Raw genomic sequence first — 15,165 nt, 5'->3', positions numbered from 1 at the left:
CGCGGCCCTGCCCGGGATCCTCGGAAGGTTCCCGGGCAGGGCGCAACAGCTTGAGTGATGCCCGAACTTCCTACCCAGAATGACCTGGGCAAGGTTCAGAGGGTCTGCGGCCCACCGATGCTCCGGCTACCGCACTCTCAGCGCTGTGGCGCTCCCCTGTCGGAATATGAAGATGTGATGGGACCTCGCCAGGTTACCGCTCGGTGGCGGCGAGCTGACCACAGGCTCCGTCGATCTCCTGGCCCCGGGTGTCCCGGACGGTCACCGGCACCCCGTGAGCCGCGATCGCCTCGACGAAGGCCTTCTCGTCCTCGGGCCGCGAGGCGGTCCACTTCGAACCCGGTGTCGGGTTCAGCGGGATGAGGTTGACGTGTACGGGCTTGCCCCTGAGCAGCCGCCCGAGCCGGTCACCACGCCATGCCTGGTCGTTGATGTCCCGGATGAGGGCGTACTCGATGGACAGCCGGCGCCCGGACTTGGCCGCGTACTCCCAGCCGGCGTCCAGCACCTCGCGCACCTTCCACCGCGTGTTGACGGGGACGAGGGTGTCGCGCAGCTCGTCGTCCGGGGCGTGCAGCGAGATGGCGAGGCGGCACTTGAAGCCCTCGTCGGAGAACCGGTGGATGGCGGGCACCAGCCCGACCGTCGACACGGTGATCCCGCGCTGCGAGAGCCCGAGCCCGTCCGGCTCGGGGTCGGTGAGCGCGCGGATGGCGCCCACCACTCGCTTGTAGTTGGCGAGCGGCTCGCCCATGCCCATGAAGACGATGTTGCTCAGCCGCGCCGGGCCGCCCGGGATCTCGCCGTCCCTGAGGGCCCGCATCCCGTCCACGATCTGGTGCACGATCTCGCCCGTGGACAGGTTCCGGTCCAGCCCGGCCTGTCCGGTGGCGCAGAACGGGCAGTTCATCCCGCAGCCCGCCTGCGAGCTGATGCACATGGTCACCCGGTCCGGGTAGCGCATCAGCACGGACTCGACGAGCGTGCCGTCGAACAGGCGCCACAGAGTCTTGCGGGTGGTGTCCTGGTCGGTCGACAGATGCCGCACGACCGTCATCAGCTCGGGAAGCAGCGCCTCCTGGAGCTTGCCGCGCGCGGCGGCCGGGATGTCCGTCCACTCCGCGGGGTCGTGCGCGAACCGCGCGAAGTAGTGCTGCGAGAGCTGCTTGGCGCGAAACGGCTTCTCACCGATCGCGGCAACCGCCTCTTTGCGCTCGGCGGGCGTGAGGTCGGCGAGGTGCCGCGGCGGCTTCTTGGCTCCGCGGGGGGCGACGAATGTGAGTTCTCCGGGCTTAGGCATGGCCACACCAGTGTCGCAGATCGAATCGCGTGACCTGGGCCGCGAGCCGTGCGGGGTGGTCGTCATTGGTCGTCTCTGGTCATCCTGGGCCCTCCTCGGACGGCCCAGGGACGGCCCGGCGCACACGCCTTCTGGCACACGTCCGCGCAGGTGAGCGCCCCGTCTCCCACTCGCGCGCCCGCCCGGAAGAAGGGGCCCTCAGGGTGCCAGGTGCCCACCAAGGGCCGCAGCCATAGAATCGAACATGTGAACGATGATCTGCCGCCGGACCTACCGAGGCTTCGTACGTTGGAAACGTGGCTGATCCTCTCTCTTACGCGGGTACAGCGACGCATCGCCGACATCGAACAGCGGGAGGCCGAGCGGCGACACGACCGGCAGGTACAGCCGCCGATACCCGACTGGCTGCTCGAAGTGGGCATAGGCAGCGACAGGCCCCCCGTAGCGGTTCACGTCGGCGGCTGCCACATGGCCGGCAAGCGCGTGCGCGGCATCCCGCGCGACCAGGCCCTGCGGGCCATCACCGGAGGAGTCGACGCCTGCTCTCATTGCCGGCCGGACAGCGAACTCGGGATCCTCGACTGAGCCGGCCATCCCCTACCCCGGCGCGCCTAAGGCACGGCCAGGGGACGCACGGCAACAGGCGAAGCAACGATCGCCGACACCGCACCGCCAAACCGTAGGCAGATTTACAGACCGCGCGGCAGTCAGAACGTGAGCAGGGTCTTCGGCCGCGAAAAGCCCTGGTTCCCCATGGATGCCCCAGAGGCTCCCTCAGGGTCGGGTGCGGACCGCCAGGCCGGCGAGCCGGGCCGACTGTGAATCTAGACCCCTGGGCGCGGCGGTGTGCCGGTCACCTCACCCGGATGAAGTTGTAGGCGAGGCCGTCGAGGCCGGGGGTGCGGTCTACGAAGGTAATGCCGCGCGAGGCAACGACCGAGAACGTGCGCGGGTCCTGGTCGAGCAGGCCGTCCTCCTGGGACATGATCTTCCGTGAGCAGGTCCGGTGCGTGGTGCGGGTGAGCGGGTACAGCGTGACGTGCTCGCCTGCGAAGGCGGCCCGGCCCTTGAAGCCGTTGCAGCCTCCCTTTCCAGTGACCGTGCCGTCCTGGTGGAAGACGAAGTAGACCTCTTTGCCGGCCGTCATGTCGACTGGGGTGTCGGCGACGTTCAGATATTCGATTCGCCACGGCGCTCCGAAGAGCCCCTGAGGCCACAGCATTTGCAGCGCGACATAGTCGCCCCTCTGGTTCTTCAGGGTCATCGAGAATTCGTCGACCCGCTCGGCCACCGCCAGGGGGCCGCCGGTGAAGATCTTCCGCATCCGCTGCTCGAAGGCGCGCTCCTTCGCCGGACACGCGTCGTCCGGCGTCGCCCCCGACGTTTCCGTACCGACGGTGAGCGTCGTGGCGGTGACCGTGGCCGACGACTTGAACGGCGTGCATCCGTAGTCGCCCACGGCCGTGTTGTCGTAGCCGAACTCGACCCACGCGCCGGCGTCCGGCGGTGCGTCGATGTCGCGCCCGTCGACCGTGACCCAGTCGACCCGCCAGCGTGCGCCCAGGAGTCGCCCGCCGTAACCGCCCGGCCCCGTCGGCATGGTCCACGGCGTGGGCCGGTCCGGGGCCTTCCCCCCGTTCCCCGCCCGGGGCGAGCACGCGGTGACGGTGAGCAGAGCGACGAGCAGTGCGCCGAGAAAGGCGCCGGTCCGGTACATGCGCATGCCGATTCAGACCTCCGACCCACCTTCGGGGTTGCCCCGTCAGGGCCACAGCAGTTGCCGCGACCACCCCTCCGAGTCGTTCTTGCGACGGTAGGCCAGACGTACGTGCCCGCGGGCCGTATCGCCCTGGAAGAACTCCACATCCTCGGGCGGGAGGCGGTACAGCGTCCAGGTCGCCCCCGCGGCGTGCGGCTCCCGCCGGGCCCGCCCGTGACCGCGTCCCGGTCTGGCCCTCGCGACCTCGACGTGCGTCTCCGCTGATGCGAGCGCTGACATCCGGGTGGGCTGAGAGCTCGGCAGCTTTACAGTCTGCTCGCGTCCACCCGATAGCTCTCTGGCTGACCAAGCACTTTGCCTTAGGCAGCCGGAGTGGGTTGTCCGCGTCGTTCGCGATGTTCACAGACCCATGCTGCGGGAGACCGACGCGCGCCCGATCACGCGTCCGGCCAGGTGTCCGGCGTGGTCGGGGTGGCTGTCGGGGCAGTTGCCGGGGTGGTTGCCGGGGCGGCTGGTTCGTTGGGCAATTTGAGGGTATTTGCCTTATATGAGTACTGCATCGATGTATTTGGCGGAGCCCAGCGGACTGATCAGCCTGGCGCTGTTCTTGATCGCCGTGGCACTCATCACACTCCTGGGCGGCAGCTTCTGGCTGAGCTGCCGTATGCGGACCCGCGCACCGCGTCTGCCCCGCGCAGAGGAACAGCCGCAAGTGCCGCAGGGGGGCCCGGTCCGCGAGATGCGGGAGGTCCGGGAGCCCGCCGAGGTACCCAAGGTGGCCAAGGGCCAGCACGCTCTCACCCCGTACGAGCTGACCCACATGTCGACCCGTACGAGCCCGTCGCAGAAGCGAGAGCGCTGGCACGACGGCGGCAGCGGCTCGTTCGGCAGCGGTGGACTGGGTCACCACTGACCCCTGGCCGTCGGCCACCCGACGAAAAGGGGCCCGCCGTCACCGTGGACGACGAGCCCCTCATTGACATGCGCGCAGGTCAGCCGGATCCCACGAAGAGCACCAGCAGCAGCCAGACGACCGGCGCCGTCGGCAGGAGCGAGTCCAGCCGGTCCATGATGCCGCCGTGGCCCGGCAACAAGGTGCCCATGTCCTTGATGCCCAGGTCCCGCTTGATCATGGACTCGCCGAGGTCGCCGAGCGTGGCGGTGGCCGCGACCGCGAAGCCCAGGATCAGCCCCTGCCACCACGTGCCGTCCTCGATCAGGTACTGCATGCACAGCGCGCCCCCGACCATCGCGAAGGTGACTGCTCCGAAGAGGCCCTCACGGGTCTTGCCGGGGCTGATGCGCGGCGCCAGCTTGTTCTTGCCGAAGCGCCAGCCGATCGCGTACGCGCCCGTGTCGCTGACGACCGTCAGCAGCAGGAACGTCAGGACGCGGCGCGGACCGTCGTCGGCGGTCAGCATCATGGCCACGAACGTCGCCAGGAACGGCACGTAGAAGGCCGCGAAGACGCCCGCCGTGACGTCCTTGAGATAGCCCTCGGGCGGTTCCGTCATCCGCCAGACCAGGACCGCCAGCGCGGTGAGCGCCATCGCCACCCATGCGCCCTCGGCGCCCCGGACGTAGCCGGAGACGACCATCGCCGCACCGCCCACCGCGAGCGGGACGAGCGGCGCCTTGATGCCCTTGCGCTCCTCGAGCCGTGACGTGAGCTCCCACAGGCCCACCACCACGGCGACCGCTATGACCCCGACGAACACGGCCTTGACGACGAACAACGACGCGACGATCACCGCACCGAGCCCGACGCCGACCCCTATCGCGGCACCCAGATCGCGTCCCGCACTCTTCTTCTGCGGTGCGGGGACGGGTTGTGGGACGGGGCTGGGCATGGGCTCCTGCGGCTTCTGCGACGGGGTCCCGAGGGATCCCGCCGACGGGGTGTCGTCGCGGAACAGGGGGCCACTCAGCCGAGCGGCCCCCCGGTCGTCATCCTGGTCTCCGCCGTGTGCGGGTACGCCGGGCACGATGGGCATGGGGCGAGTCTGCTGCGCGTTATGCGCATCGTATGCGGGACCCGCCGGGGCTGCCCCCTGGACAGGCCCCTGCTCGGACGGCCCCCAGTACCCGGCTTGTGGCGGCGCCCCCCAGGAAGAGTCGTTCATCAGACCTCGAGCAGCTCCGCTTCCTTGTGCTTCAGGAGCTCGTCCACCTGGGCGACGTACTTCGCGGTGGTGTCGTCGAGCTCCTTCTCCGCGCGACGGCCCTCGTCCTCGCCGACCTCGCCGTCCTTGATCAGCTTGTCGATGGCGTCCTTGGCCTTGCGGCGGACCGAGCGGATGGACACCTTGGCGTCCTCGCCCTTGGTCTTGGCGACCTTGATGTAGTCCTTGCGGCGCTCTTCGGTCAGCTCGGGGAACACCACTCGGATGATGTTGCCGTCGTTGCTCGGGTTGACGCCCAGGTCGGAGTCGCGGATCGCCTGCTCGATGTTGCGCATCGCGCTCTTGTCGAACGGGGTCACCACGGCCATGCGCGGCTCCGGCACCGAGAACGAGGCCAGCTGGTTGATCGGCGTCAGCGCGCCGTAGTAGTCGGCCACGATCTTGTTGAACATCGCCGGGTGCGCACGGCCGGTGCGGATCGCGGCGAAGTCCTCCTTGGCGACCACGACGGCCTTCTCCATCTTCTCCTCGGCCTCGAGGAGGGTCTCTTCGATCACCACTTGCTCCTGCGTGTCTTGAGTAGGCCCGGCAGCTGCTCCTCGTCGGGGTGGCGGCCGGCTGCGTCGCGTCTTATTCCTGCACGGTTCCGGACCGGCAGGACATTGTCCATCCCCCGGTCAGGGTCCATCCCCGGCCCGGGCTTGTCCCCGGCCGAGGTCGGTCCCGGTCAGGCCCGGCCGCTTTGGTCACCCACGAGTGTGCCGATCTTCTCACCCTTGACGGCCCGAGCGATATTGCCCTCCGCCAGGAGCTCGAAGACCAGGATCGGCAGCTTGTTGTCGCGGCACAGCGTGATGGCGGTCATGTCGGCGACCTTGAGGTCGCGCGTGATGACCTCGCCGTAGCCGAGCGAGTCGAACTTGACGGCCTCGGGGTTGGTCTTGGGGTCGGAGTCGTAGACCCCGTCCACGCCGTTCTTACCCATCAGCAGGGCCTCGGCGTCGATCTCCAGGGCGCGCTGGGCGGCGGTGGTGTCGGTGGAGAAGTACGGCATGCCCATACCGGCGCCGAAGATGACCACACGGCCCTTCTCCAGGTGCCGTACGGCGCGCAGCGGGATGTACGGCTCGGCGACCTGGCCCATGGTGATGGCGGTCTGCACGCGGCTGTCGATGCCCTCCTTCTCCAGGAAGTCCTGGAGGGCGAGGCAGTTCATGACCGTGCCGAGCATGCCCATGTAGTCGGACCGGGCCCGGTCCATGCCGCGCTGCTGGAGCTCGGCGCCGCGGAAGAAGTTGCCGCCGCCGATGACGACGGCGATCTGGGCGCCGCCGCGCACGACGGCCGCGATCTCGCGGGCGATCTTGTGCACCACGTCGGGGTCGACGCCCAGTCCGCCGCCTCCGGCGAACGCCTCACCGGAAAGCTTCAGCAGAAAGCGGCCCGCGCCTTTGCCGTCGTCGGTCTTCTCGCCCTTGTCGGCCTGGGTGGTGGTCATGGAGATCTCCTCATGGTGCACATACGAAGAAGGCCATTGCCGGTGGGGTGTTGTCTCCCATACGCGGCAATGGCCTCCTCGTCAGATCTGCTGTCGTCCGTCACGCACGCGCGTGCCGGCGTACGCGGACGACTGCTGCCGACCCTATAGGGGTCGCGCGTCGATCGCGGTACGGACTCAGATGCCGACCTTGATGCGCACGAAGCGCTTCAGGGTGACACCGGCCTCGTCCAGGACCTTCTGGACGGACTTCTTGTTGTCGAGCGCGTACGGCTGACCGAGGAGGGTGGCCTCCTTGAAGAAGCCGTTGACGCGACCCTCGACGATCTTCGGAAGGGCGGCCTCGGGCTTGCCCTCGGCGCGGGTGGTCTCCTCGGCGACGCGGCGCTCGGACTCGACGACCTCGGCCGGGACGTCCTCCTTGGAGAGGTACTTCGGCGCGAAGGCGGCGATGTGCTGCGCGACACCCTTGGCGAGGTCGGCATCGGCCTTGTCCAGCTCGACCAGGACACCGATCTGCGGGGGCAGGTCGGGCATGGTGCGGTGCATGTACGCGGTCACGTAGGCACCGGAGAACTGGGCGAAGCGGTCCAGGACGATCTTCTCGCCCAGGTTGGCGTTGGCCTCGTCGACGAACGCCTGAACCGTCTTGCCGGGCACGATCTCGGAGCCGAGCAGCGCCTCGAGGTCGGCCGGCGACGTCTTGACGACGTGCTGGGCGATCTCGTTGGCGACGGCCTGGAACTTCTCACCCTTGGCGACGAAGTCCGTCTCGCACTTCAGCTCGACCAGGACACCGGAGGTGTTGTCGTCAGCGATGATGGAGACCACGGCGCCGTTCTCGGCGGAGCGGCCTTCGCGCTTGGCGACGCCCTTCTGGCCCTTGATGCGCAGCTCTTCGACGGCCTTGTCGACGTTGCCGTCGGCCTCGTCCAGCGCCTTCTTGCAGTCCATCATGCCGGCGCCGGTGAGCTCACGGAGCTTCTTGACGTCGGCGGCGGTGTAGTTCGCCATGATTCCTGGAATCTCTCTCGAAGTCTGAAGATCTACGGGCCGAACGGCGGGGGCTCGGTGTGCCCCCGCCGTTCGTGACCCGAAGGGGTGAGGGGTCAGGCCTGCTCGGCGTCCGCGGCCGGGGCCTCGGCAGCCGGGGCCTCGACAACGGCCTCGGCCTCGGCGACAACCTCGGCCTGCTCGGCGTCGGCGACCTTCTCCGTCTCGGCGGAGGTCTGGACCTCGGCGTCGTCGGCCTTCTTCTCGCCCTCGAGCAGGTCGCGCTCCCAGGCGGCGAGCGGCTCGCCCGCGGCCTTGTCACCCTCGGCCTTGCCGGCACCGGAGCGGGAGATGAGGCCCTCGGCGACGGCGTCGGCGATCACGCGGGTGAGCAGGGTGACGGAGCGGATCGCGTCGTCGTTGCCCGGGATCTTGTAGTCGACCTCGTCGGGGTCGCAGTTGGTGTCGAGGATGGCGACGACCGGGATGTTGAGCTTCCGGGCCTCACCGACCGCGATGTGCTCCTTCTTGGTGTCCACGATCCAGACGGCGCTGGGCACCTTCTGCATCTCGCGGATACCACCAAGGGTCTTCTCCAGCTTGGCCTTCTCGCGCGAGAGCACGAGAAGCTCCTTCTTGGTCAGACCGGAAGCGGCGACGTCCTCGAAGTCGATCTGCTCGAGCTCCTTGAGGCGCTGCAGACGCTTGTAGACGGTGGAGAAGTTGGTGAGCATGCCGCCCAGCCAGCGCTGGTTGACGTAGGGCATGCCGACGCGGGTGGCCTGCTCGGCGATGGCCTCCTGCGCCTGCTTCTTCGTGCCGACGAACATGACCGTGCCGCCGTGGGCGACGGTCTCCTTGACGAACTCGTAGGCGCGGTCGATGTACGACAGCGACTGGAGCAGGTCGATGATGTAGATGCCGTTGCGCTCCGTGAAGATGAAGCGCTTCATCTTCGGGTTCCAGCGACGGGTCTGGTGACCGAAGTGGACGCCGCTTTCCAGCAGCTCCCGCATCGTGACGACGGCCATGGCCGTTCTCCTTGGTGTTCTCGGTTGTGCCGCGCGTGCCGGACGGCACTCGCGCCTGACGCCCGCGATGCGCCTTGCCACGAGGGACCGAGGGGCGCTGACACCGGCTTTTGATGGCCGGGTGTCGGGGCGTGCGAAGTCGACCCGGTGACCCGGATCGCCACGAGAAGTGTACGGGACCCGGAAGGTGCAGGGTGACGCCGCTGTCCACAACCGGCCGGTGGTCCACAGATCCCGGCCATGATCCGTCAGATGCGGGACCGTTCTCGCATGCGAGCGAAACGATGTGTGCGCACGTGGCTGGGGTTGCTGTTGGGAATGACGGTGACCGTGCTGGGTGCGCTGACCCCCTCAGCCCTGGCCCGGGCGAACGGTCCGGCGCCGCCGTCTCCCGCCGGTCCACCGGCTCCCGACACGACGGTTGTGCCGCTCGCCCGCCTCTGGCCGGTGGGTCTGCGCCCCTCGGTCCTGCGGGGTTGGGACCCGCCGGCGACGCCCTACGCCCGCGGCCATCGCGGGGTGGACCTCGCGGCTCCCCCGGGCGCCCCGGTCCGCTCCGTCGCGGCCGGCCGCGTCTCCTTCGCGGGGCGGGTCGCGGGGCGTGGCGTGGTCGCCGTCGAACTGACGGACACGGGTACTCCGCCCCTGCGCACCACCTTCACCTCGGTACGGGCGACGGTGCACCAGGGCGACGAGGTGGCCGCGGGCGAGGTACTCGGCACGCTCGAAGCGGGCGACGCCCACTGCGGTACGCCGTGCCTGCACTGGGGCCTGCGAAGGGACAGAACCTACTTGAACCCCCTGTCCCTGCTCCCACCCTGGCTCCTGCACAGGGACCCGTCCCGCCTGCTCCCGGTGACGAGCGCGCGGCGGTGAGAAACGGGAGAAGCACTGGCCGCGGCCGGTGGTTCAGGCCTGACTGCCCGCCTTGGGCGGACACAGCCCGTATCCATCCGCGACAGGAGAGGCATCTCCATCCGCAACGGGGAGCGGCGCCTTCGCACAAAGCCGGGCCAGGCCGGGCCTCCCCGCGCCGTCTGCCCCGTGCCCTGTGGCCCGTCGCCCGGCGCCGGGCACCCGGTGCGCACGGGCTCAGCCGCGTACGCCCCGTAGTGCCATCCCCACCGCGGCGTCCGTGATCACGCCGGGCTCCTCCGCGGCCCCCAGCTCGATCCTCCGGACCGCCGCGTCGACCACGCCCTGAAGGAGCATCGCGGCCAGCCGGGGCTCGGCGTGGCCCATCTGCCGCAGCGCGTCGACGATCATCGCCACCAGCCCGCCGTGCGCCGCGCGGATCTTCTCCCGGGCCCCGGCATCGAGCTCACTCGCGGAGATGGCCACGACAGCCCGGTGCCGCCGGTCCCCGACCAGAGCCAACTGCTGCCGAACGTAGGCCTCGACCTTGCCCTCGGGCTCGTCCGCCGCGCCCATCGCCGCCGAGACCTCCGCGGCCCAGACGGGAAAGTCCACCTCGCACAGCTCTTCGACCACGGCCGCCCGGGACCGGAAGTACTCGTACACGGAGGACCGCGCGAGCCCCGTGCGCTCGGCGAGGGCCGGGAAGGTCAGCGCCTCCGTCCCGCCCTCGGACAGCAGGGACCGGGCCGCGTCCAGCAGGGCGGCTCGCTGCATCGACCGGTGCTCGGCCACGGAGGCCGCTCGAATCCTTGGCACGCCCTCCACTTTACGGACGGACCGCCCCGGACGGCAGTCACTCCCACCACCCGGCAGGATCGCGCCAGCGAGGGGGAGCGACCAGGCAGGGACGATTCAGCAGCTCACCCCGCTCGAGGTCAGCGCCCGAAACTCGCCAGCTTGGCGCGCAACTGCAGCACCGACTTGGTGTGGATCTGGCTCACCCGGCTCTCCGTCACTCCCAGCACGTTCCCGATCTCCGCGAGCGTCAGGCCCTCGTAGTAGTAGAGCGTGACCACGGTCTTCTCCCGCTCCGGCAACGTGTTGATCGCCCGTGCCAGAAACCTCCGCAGCTCCCGGTCCTCGGCGACCTCCACCGGATTGTCCGCCGCGGTGTCCTCCAGCGTGTCCATCAGACTCAGCCGGCCACCGCCCTCACCGCCGACGTGCAGCAGCTCCTCCAGCGCCACCACGTTGGCCAGCGACAACTGGCTGAAGACCGCGTGGAGTTCCTCCACCCCGATCCCCATCTCGGAGGCCACCTCACCCTCCGACGGCGTGCGCCGCAGCCGAGCCTCGAGCGTCGCGTACGCACGCTCCACATTGCGGGCCTTCTGCCGCACCGACCGGGGGATCCAGTCCAGCGCCCGCAACTCGTCGATCATCGCGCCCCGGATACGCGTGATCGCGTACGTCTCGAACTTGATCTCCCGCTCGATGTCGAACTTCTCGATCGCGTCGATCAGCCCGAACACCCCCGACGAGACGAAGTCGGCCTGCTCCACATTGGCCGGCAGACCCACGCTCACCCGCCCGGCGACGTACTTCACCAGCGGCGAGTAGTGCAGGATCAACTGCTCACGCAGCCGCTCGTCCCCCGTCGCCTTGTACGACCGCCACAACTCGTCGAGCGTCGAGGGAGCGGGCGGGCGCACGCTACCGCCGTCGCGGGCGGCTGGGGGGATCGCCGCCCGATCGGACCCGGAGGTGTGCTGGGGCATTCGTCGCCTTGTGCCGTTCTGCCGTGAACTGGGGTACCTGAGTGAGCTGTCGCGCTGATGTCGAGTTGCCTGTCCTGCGTCGGAATCCACGTGAGCGTAGCGTGACTGGAGCGTCGCAGTGAGCGAAGGGGAGCGGATCAACCGTGCGCAGATACGTTCCGCTGTGCGTCCCTCGGGGGCACGTTCGTCGCCCTCCGTGATCACCGAGAGACATCAACTGCGGGAATTGCCAAGGCTGTCGGCGTTCGCCCGGACGGCCGAACACGCTCGGTCAACACCCGCGACGATCACCGCGGACCGAGATCATTGCCTGGCGTGTCAACTTCCAGCCGTCGCCGTGTCGTTCGACGAAACCAAGTGATCGGAGTTCGTACAGCCTCCCGACCGCGTCGTCCGTGGTGGTCCCCGCACCCCGGGCGATGTCCTCCGCTCCCGCCAGACCGCGCGCCGGCAGCGCGGCCAGCACACGTCCGGCACCCGGATCCAGCAGGTCACGCGGCAGCACGGGCCCGCGCCGGTCCGGGGCCAGCTCACCGATGTCGCCCACCAGTTCGGCGACGTCCGCGGCGTCGGTGACCAGGACCCCTTCCCCGCGCAGCAGCTCGTGCACCCCGGCCGACAGCCCGCTGGTGACGGGGCCCGGCACCCCCATCGCGAACCGCCCCAGCCGCTGCGCCGCCCGCGCCGTGACCAGCGCGCCACTGCGGTACGGGGCCTCGACGACCACGGTCCCCCGGGTGAGCGCGGCGATGACCCGGTTTCTGAGGATGAATCTGCTCGGCGTGGGGTGGTCGCCCGGCGGCAACTCCCCCACGACCAGGCCCTGTTCGGCGATCCTGGTGATCAATTCGGTATGCCCGCGCGGATAGGGCCGGTCGACTCCGCAGGCCAGCACGGCGACGGTGGCGCCGCCCGCCCCGAGGGCGCCCCGGTGCGCGGCGCCGTCCACCCCGTAGGCACCGCCCGACACCACCACCCAGCCCCGCTCGGCGAGCCCGGCAGCGAGCGTGACCGCCATATGGGCGCCGTACTCGGTACAGGCCCGGGCTCCGACCACGGCGACCGAGCGCAGCGCCCATATCCGCAGGCTGGGCCGCCCCCGTACCCACAGACCGGTGGGGCGTGTGTCGCCGAGGTCGTCGAGTTGCGCCGGCCACTCGGGGTCCCCCGGACACACGAACCGGGTCCCGGCCTCCCGCGCCACCGCGAGGTCCCGCTCCGGGTCCGCCCGCTCCGCCCGGGCCCGCAGTCCCGCCCAGCGCTTGTCCGTCACTCCCCGTGGTTGCTCGCCGCCCGCGACGAGCCGCCGGACCGCCTCCGCGGCACCGACCGCCCGCAGCCAGCGTCCGCAGACCTCGTCGCCCGGTTCGATCACCCGCGCGAGGAAGGCCCGCTGGAGCCTCTCGTCCTCCTGGCTCACGACAGCGCGCCGATCGCCATCGGTACCCCACGGGGGACCCCGGTGCGCAGTTGCAGGGCGAGGGCGACGTCCGTCGCGCCGGGCCGGTCGTGTCCCACCAGGTCCGCGACGGTCCAGGCGACGCGCAGCACCCGGTCGAGGCCGCGGGCGGTCAGGGCACCTCGCTCAAGGCTCCGCTCCGCCTCGGCCATCGCGCCCAGGGACGCGTACCAGCGGCTGCGCAGCTCTCGGCCCGGGACTTCGCTGTTCGTCCGCCAGGGCGTGCCCGCCAGCCGCGCGGCGGCCCGCTCCCTGGCCGCCCGCACCCGGTCGGCGACCGTCTCGGTGGACTCGCCCCGCGCACCGCGCTCGGTCAGCTCGGACCGGGTGACGCGGTCCACCTCGACCCGCAGGTCGACGCGATCGAGCAGCGGCCCGGAGAGCCTGGCCTGGTAGCGACGGATCATGGAGGGCGGGCACTCGCACAGGTCGTCGCGCTGCGAGAAGCGGCCGCAGGGACAGGGGTTCGCCGCCAGCACCATCAGGAACCGCGCCGGAAACCGCACCACCCCCGCACTGCGCGCGATCACCACGTGACCCGCCTCCAGGGGCTGGCGCAGCGCGTCGAGGACCTGGCTCCCGAATTCGGGCGTTTCATCCAGAAAAAGCACCCCGCGGTGAGCCAGGGACACCGCGCCCGGCCGTGCGATCCCCTGGCCGCCGCCGACGAGGGCCTGCATGGTCGCCGAGTGGTGCGGGGCGCAGTAGGGAGCGATGTCGACCAGAGGTTTGCCCGGTGGCAGCAGTCCGGCGACCGAGTGGACGGCGGTGACCTCCAGGGATTCGCCCTTGGTGAGCCGCGGCAGAATGGCCGGCAACCGCTCGGCGAGCATCGTCTTGCCCGCTCCCGGGGGACCTTCCAGGAAGAGGTGGTGGCCGCCCGCCGCCGCGACCTCCACGGCGGTCCGTGCCGAGTGCTGGCCCACGACGTCGGCGAGGTCGTGACCGTGGTCGTGCTCGGCCGCGCCCATGCCGTGCATGCCGGTGGCGGCGCCCGTGCCCGGCATCCGCAGTCCCGCCATCAGCGGATCCGGTCGCCCCTGCTCGTCCGGATCCTCCTCGGGCACCGGCTCGTCCGTGAGCACCGCGATCAGCTGGCGCAGACTGCGCACCCCGAGCACCGAGATCCCCGGTACGAGCGAGGCCTCGGCCGCCGCGCACTCGGGCACCACCACCTGCTCGTACCCGGCGTCCGCCGCGGCCAGGACCGCCGGCAGCACGCCCCGCACGGGCCGTACGCGTCCGTCGAGGCCCAGCTCGCCGATCATCACGATGTCGGAGAGCACCTTGGGATCGATGCGCTCGGCGGCTCCCAGCACCGCGCAGGCGACGGCCAGGTCGAAACCGCTGCCGCCCTTGGGTACGGATGCCGGGCTCAGACCGACCGTGAGCTTCTTCTGGGGCCACGCCGAGCCGGAGTTCACCACCGCCGCCCGGACCCGGTCCTTGCTCTCGGTCAGGCTCTTGTCGGGCAGGCCGACCAGGGTGAAGGCCGCGACGCCCGGCTCCAGGTCCGCCTGGACCTCGACGACCACGCCCTCGACGCCCACGAGGGCCACCGCACAGGTACGCGCGAATCCCATCAGGCCACCCCCCGCGCGTGCTCGACCACGGGGGCGCCGCGATCGGGGAGGACGACGCCGATCAGATCGATGCGGACGCCGCCGGGTGGTGCCCCGCCGTGTTCCTGGAGCCAGCGTTCGGCCAAGCCGCGCAGGCGCTGTGCCTTGGCCGGCGTGACGGCCGCCATCGGGTGCTCGAAGGCCCCCGCCTTGCGCGTCTTGACCTCGCAGACGACGAGCGCGTCTCCGTCCCGGGCCACGATGTCGATCTCGCCGGTCCTGCCGCCGCGCCAGTTGCGCGCCAGGACCGTCATCCCGGTCTCGGTCAGCCGCCGTGCGGCCAGATCCTCGCCGTACTTGCCCAGTGCGTTGCGTGCCTCGGGTGTGTTCATGTCGGCACCACCTCCGGCGCCAACACTGAGGCCACTTCGACCGGCTATTGGATCTTGGTGGACAAACGGCCGACTGTGGACAACTCCATCACCCACACGAGGGTTCTTGGGTTGTCATCAACCGCCCGGCAGTTCCAGATCGCTCTTGTTCAGCTCCTCGATATTCACGTCCTTGAACGTGAGGACACGCACCTGCTTCACGAAACGAGCAGGTCGGTACATGTCCCACACCCAGGCATCCGCCATGGACACCTCGAAGAACACCTCACCCTGGACCGAGTGCACCTGCATCTCGTAGTCGTTGGTGAGGTAAAAGCGCCGTTCGGTCTCGATCACATATTTGAACAGACCGACGACGTCGCGGTACTCCCGATAGAGCTTGAGCTCCATCTCGGTCTCGTACTTCTCGAGGTCCTCGGCGCTCATGGCATGTTCCCCTTCAGCCGTGCGT

General features: G+C 69.8%; 17 protein-coding genes. 3 read left to right on the top strand and 14 right to left on the bottom strand.

Annotated elements, in window-relative coordinates; all coding sequences use genetic code 11:
• Nucleotides 1-193: 193 nt before the first annotated feature.
• Nucleotides 194-1,300, bottom strand: coding sequence for a dual-specificity RNA methyltransferase RlmN (gene rlmN, locus ACZ69M_RS28675; protein WP_470054219.1), 1,107 nt, complete (start codon nt 1,298-1,300; stop codon nt 194-196).
• Nucleotides 1,301-1,546: 246 nt separating this feature from the next.
• On the opposite strand from rlmN, the gene ACZ69M_RS28670 reads away from it, so the two are divergent.
• Nucleotides 1,547-1,885, top strand: coding sequence for a DUF6233 domain-containing protein (locus ACZ69M_RS28670; protein WP_470054217.1), 339 nt, complete (start codon nt 1,547-1,549; stop codon nt 1,883-1,885).
• Between the two features lie 268 nt (nt 1,886-2,153).
• Here the strand turns inward: ACZ69M_RS28670 and ACZ69M_RS28665 are convergent, their stop codons facing one another.
• On the bottom strand, nt 2,154-3,023 hold the full coding sequence (locus ACZ69M_RS28665; RefSeq protein WP_470054215.1) for an META domain-containing protein: 870 nt from the start codon (nt 3,021-3,023) through the stop codon (nt 2,154-2,156).
• A gap of 39 nt (nt 3,024-3,062) precedes the next feature.
• Nucleotides 3,063-3,299: a pyridoxine 5'-phosphate oxidase C-terminal domain-containing protein gene (locus ACZ69M_RS28660; protein ID WP_470054213.1), complete on the bottom strand. Its 237-nt coding sequence runs from the start codon at nt 3,297-3,299 to the stop codon at nt 3,063-3,065.
• A 268-nt stretch (nt 3,300-3,567) separates the two neighbouring features.
• On the opposite strand from ACZ69M_RS28660, the gene ACZ69M_RS28655 reads away from it, so the two are divergent.
• Entirely contained in the window at nt 3,568-3,933 is a 366-nt protein-coding gene (locus ACZ69M_RS28655) for a DUF6479 family protein (RefSeq protein WP_470054211.1), read from the top strand.
• A 79-nt stretch (nt 3,934-4,012) separates the two neighbouring features.
• Here the strand turns inward: ACZ69M_RS28655 and ACZ69M_RS28650 are convergent, their stop codons facing one another.
• The 5 genes from ACZ69M_RS28650 to rpsB form a co-directional block, all read right to left on the bottom strand.
• A complete protein-coding gene (locus ACZ69M_RS28650; protein WP_470054209.1) occupies nt 4,013-5,143 on the bottom strand; it encodes a phosphatidate cytidylyltransferase in 1,131 nt (376 codons plus the stop codon).
• Nucleotides 5,143-5,700, bottom strand: coding sequence for a ribosome recycling factor (frr, locus tag ACZ69M_RS28645; RefSeq protein WP_054235439.1), 558 nt, complete (start codon nt 5,698-5,700; stop codon nt 5,143-5,145). The genes ACZ69M_RS28650 and frr overlap by 1 nt, the downstream gene beginning before the upstream one ends.
• Before the next feature lie 170 nt (nt 5,701-5,870).
• The gene (pyrH, locus tag ACZ69M_RS28640; RefSeq protein WP_054235346.1) at nt 5,871-6,641 is read right to left on the bottom strand and encodes a UMP kinase; all 771 of its coding nucleotides are present in this window, start codon (nt 6,639-6,641) and stop codon (nt 5,871-5,873) included.
• 177 nt (nt 6,642-6,818) lie between these two features.
• A complete protein-coding gene (tsf, locus tag ACZ69M_RS28635) occupies nt 6,819-7,655 on the bottom strand; it encodes a translation elongation factor Ts (RefSeq protein WP_352047819.1) in 837 nt (278 codons plus the stop codon).
• Between the two features lie 95 nt (nt 7,656-7,750).
• Nucleotides 7,751-8,665, bottom strand: coding sequence for a 30S ribosomal protein S2 (gene rpsB / locus ACZ69M_RS28630; protein ID WP_470054206.1), 915 nt, complete (start codon nt 8,663-8,665; stop codon nt 7,751-7,753).
• 270 nt (nt 8,666-8,935) lie between these two features.
• Between rpsB and ACZ69M_RS28625 the strand changes: the two genes are divergently transcribed.
• Entirely contained in the window at nt 8,936-9,541 is a 606-nt protein-coding gene (locus ACZ69M_RS28625; RefSeq protein WP_470054204.1) for a murein hydrolase activator EnvC family protein, read from the top strand.
• A 216-nt stretch (nt 9,542-9,757) separates the two neighbouring features.
• On the opposite strand, the gene ACZ69M_RS28620 is transcribed toward ACZ69M_RS28625, so the two are convergent.
• From ACZ69M_RS28620 to ACZ69M_RS28595, 6 genes are all read right to left on the bottom strand, one after another.
• A complete protein-coding gene (locus tag ACZ69M_RS28620; RefSeq protein WP_470054409.1) occupies nt 9,758-10,315 on the bottom strand; it encodes a TetR/AcrR family transcriptional regulator in 558 nt (185 codons plus the stop codon).
• Nucleotides 10,316-10,458: 143 nt separating this feature from the next.
• The gene (gene whiG, locus ACZ69M_RS28615; protein WP_067371119.1) at nt 10,459-11,301 is read right to left on the bottom strand and encodes an RNA polymerase sigma factor WhiG; all 843 of its coding nucleotides are present in this window, start codon (nt 11,299-11,301) and stop codon (nt 10,459-10,461) included.
• A gap of 271 nt (nt 11,302-11,572) precedes the next feature.
• A complete protein-coding gene (gene dprA, locus ACZ69M_RS28610; RefSeq protein ID WP_470054202.1) occupies nt 11,573-12,721 on the bottom strand; it encodes a DNA-processing protein DprA in 1,149 nt (382 codons plus the stop codon).
• Complete coding sequence (locus ACZ69M_RS28605; protein ID WP_470054200.1) at nt 12,718-14,343, bottom strand: YifB family Mg chelatase-like AAA ATPase; 1,626 nt, start codon at nt 14,341-14,343, stop codon at nt 12,718-12,720. The genes dprA and ACZ69M_RS28605 overlap by 4 nt, the downstream gene beginning before the upstream one ends.
• A complete protein-coding gene (locus tag ACZ69M_RS28600) occupies nt 14,343-14,714 on the bottom strand; it encodes a YraN family protein (RefSeq protein ID WP_095852379.1) in 372 nt (123 codons plus the stop codon). The genes ACZ69M_RS28605 and ACZ69M_RS28600 overlap by 1 nt, the downstream gene beginning before the upstream one ends.
• Before the next feature lie 117 nt (nt 14,715-14,831).
• Entirely contained in the window at nt 14,832-15,140 is a 309-nt protein-coding gene (locus tag ACZ69M_RS28595; RefSeq protein ID WP_003965949.1) for a DUF2469 domain-containing protein, read from the bottom strand.
• Nucleotides 15,141-15,165: the final 25 nt, after the last annotated feature.

It is taken from the genome of Streptomyces sp. NPDC107454, assembly GCF_055582885.1.
The sequence above is the reverse complement of the archived record's forward strand: the minus strand, read 5'-3'. Positions and strand labels throughout refer to the sequence as shown.

Coding starts and splice junctions, on each gene's coding strand:
- rlmN (WP_470054219.1), bottom strand. CDS start 1,300: ATGCCTAAGCCCGGAGAACTCACATTCGTCGCCCCCCGCGGAGCCAAG.
- ACZ69M_RS28665 (WP_470054215.1), bottom strand. CDS start 3,023: ATGCGCATGTACCGGACCGGCGCCTTTCTCGGCGCACTGCTCGTCGCT.
- ACZ69M_RS28660 (WP_470054213.1), bottom strand. CDS start 3,299: ATGTCAGCGCTCGCATCAGCGGAGACGCACGTCGAGGTCGCGAGGGCC.
- ACZ69M_RS28655 (WP_470054211.1), top strand. CDS start 3,568: ATGAGTACTGCATCGATGTATTTGGCGGAGCCCAGCGGACTGATCAGC.
- ACZ69M_RS28650 (WP_470054209.1), bottom strand. CDS start 5,143: ATGAACGACTCTTCCTGGGGGGCGCCGCCACAAGCCGGGTACTGGGGG.
- pyrH (WP_054235346.1), bottom strand. CDS start 6,641: ATGACCACCACCCAGGCCGACAAGGGCGAGAAGACCGACGACGGCAAA.
- tsf (WP_352047819.1), bottom strand. CDS start 7,655: ATGGCGAACTACACCGCCGCCGACGTCAAGAAGCTCCGTGAGCTCACC.
- rpsB (WP_470054206.1), bottom strand. CDS start 8,665: ATGGCCGTCGTCACGATGCGGGAGCTGCTGGAAAGCGGCGTCCACTTC.
- ACZ69M_RS28625 (WP_470054204.1), top strand. CDS start 8,936: ATGCGAGCGAAACGATGTGTGCGCACGTGGCTGGGGTTGCTGTTGGGA.
- whiG (WP_067371119.1), bottom strand. CDS start 11,301: ATGCCCCAGCACACCTCCGGGTCCGATCGGGCGGCGATCCCCCCAGCC.
- ACZ69M_RS28605 (WP_470054200.1), bottom strand. CDS start 14,343: ATGGGATTCGCGCGTACCTGTGCGGTGGCCCTCGTGGGCGTCGAGGGC.
- ACZ69M_RS28600 (WP_095852379.1), bottom strand. CDS start 14,714: ATGAACACACCCGAGGCACGCAACGCACTGGGCAAGTACGGCGAGGAT.
- ACZ69M_RS28595 (WP_003965949.1), bottom strand. CDS start 15,140: ATGAGCGCCGAGGACCTCGAGAAGTACGAGACCGAGATGGAGCTCAAG.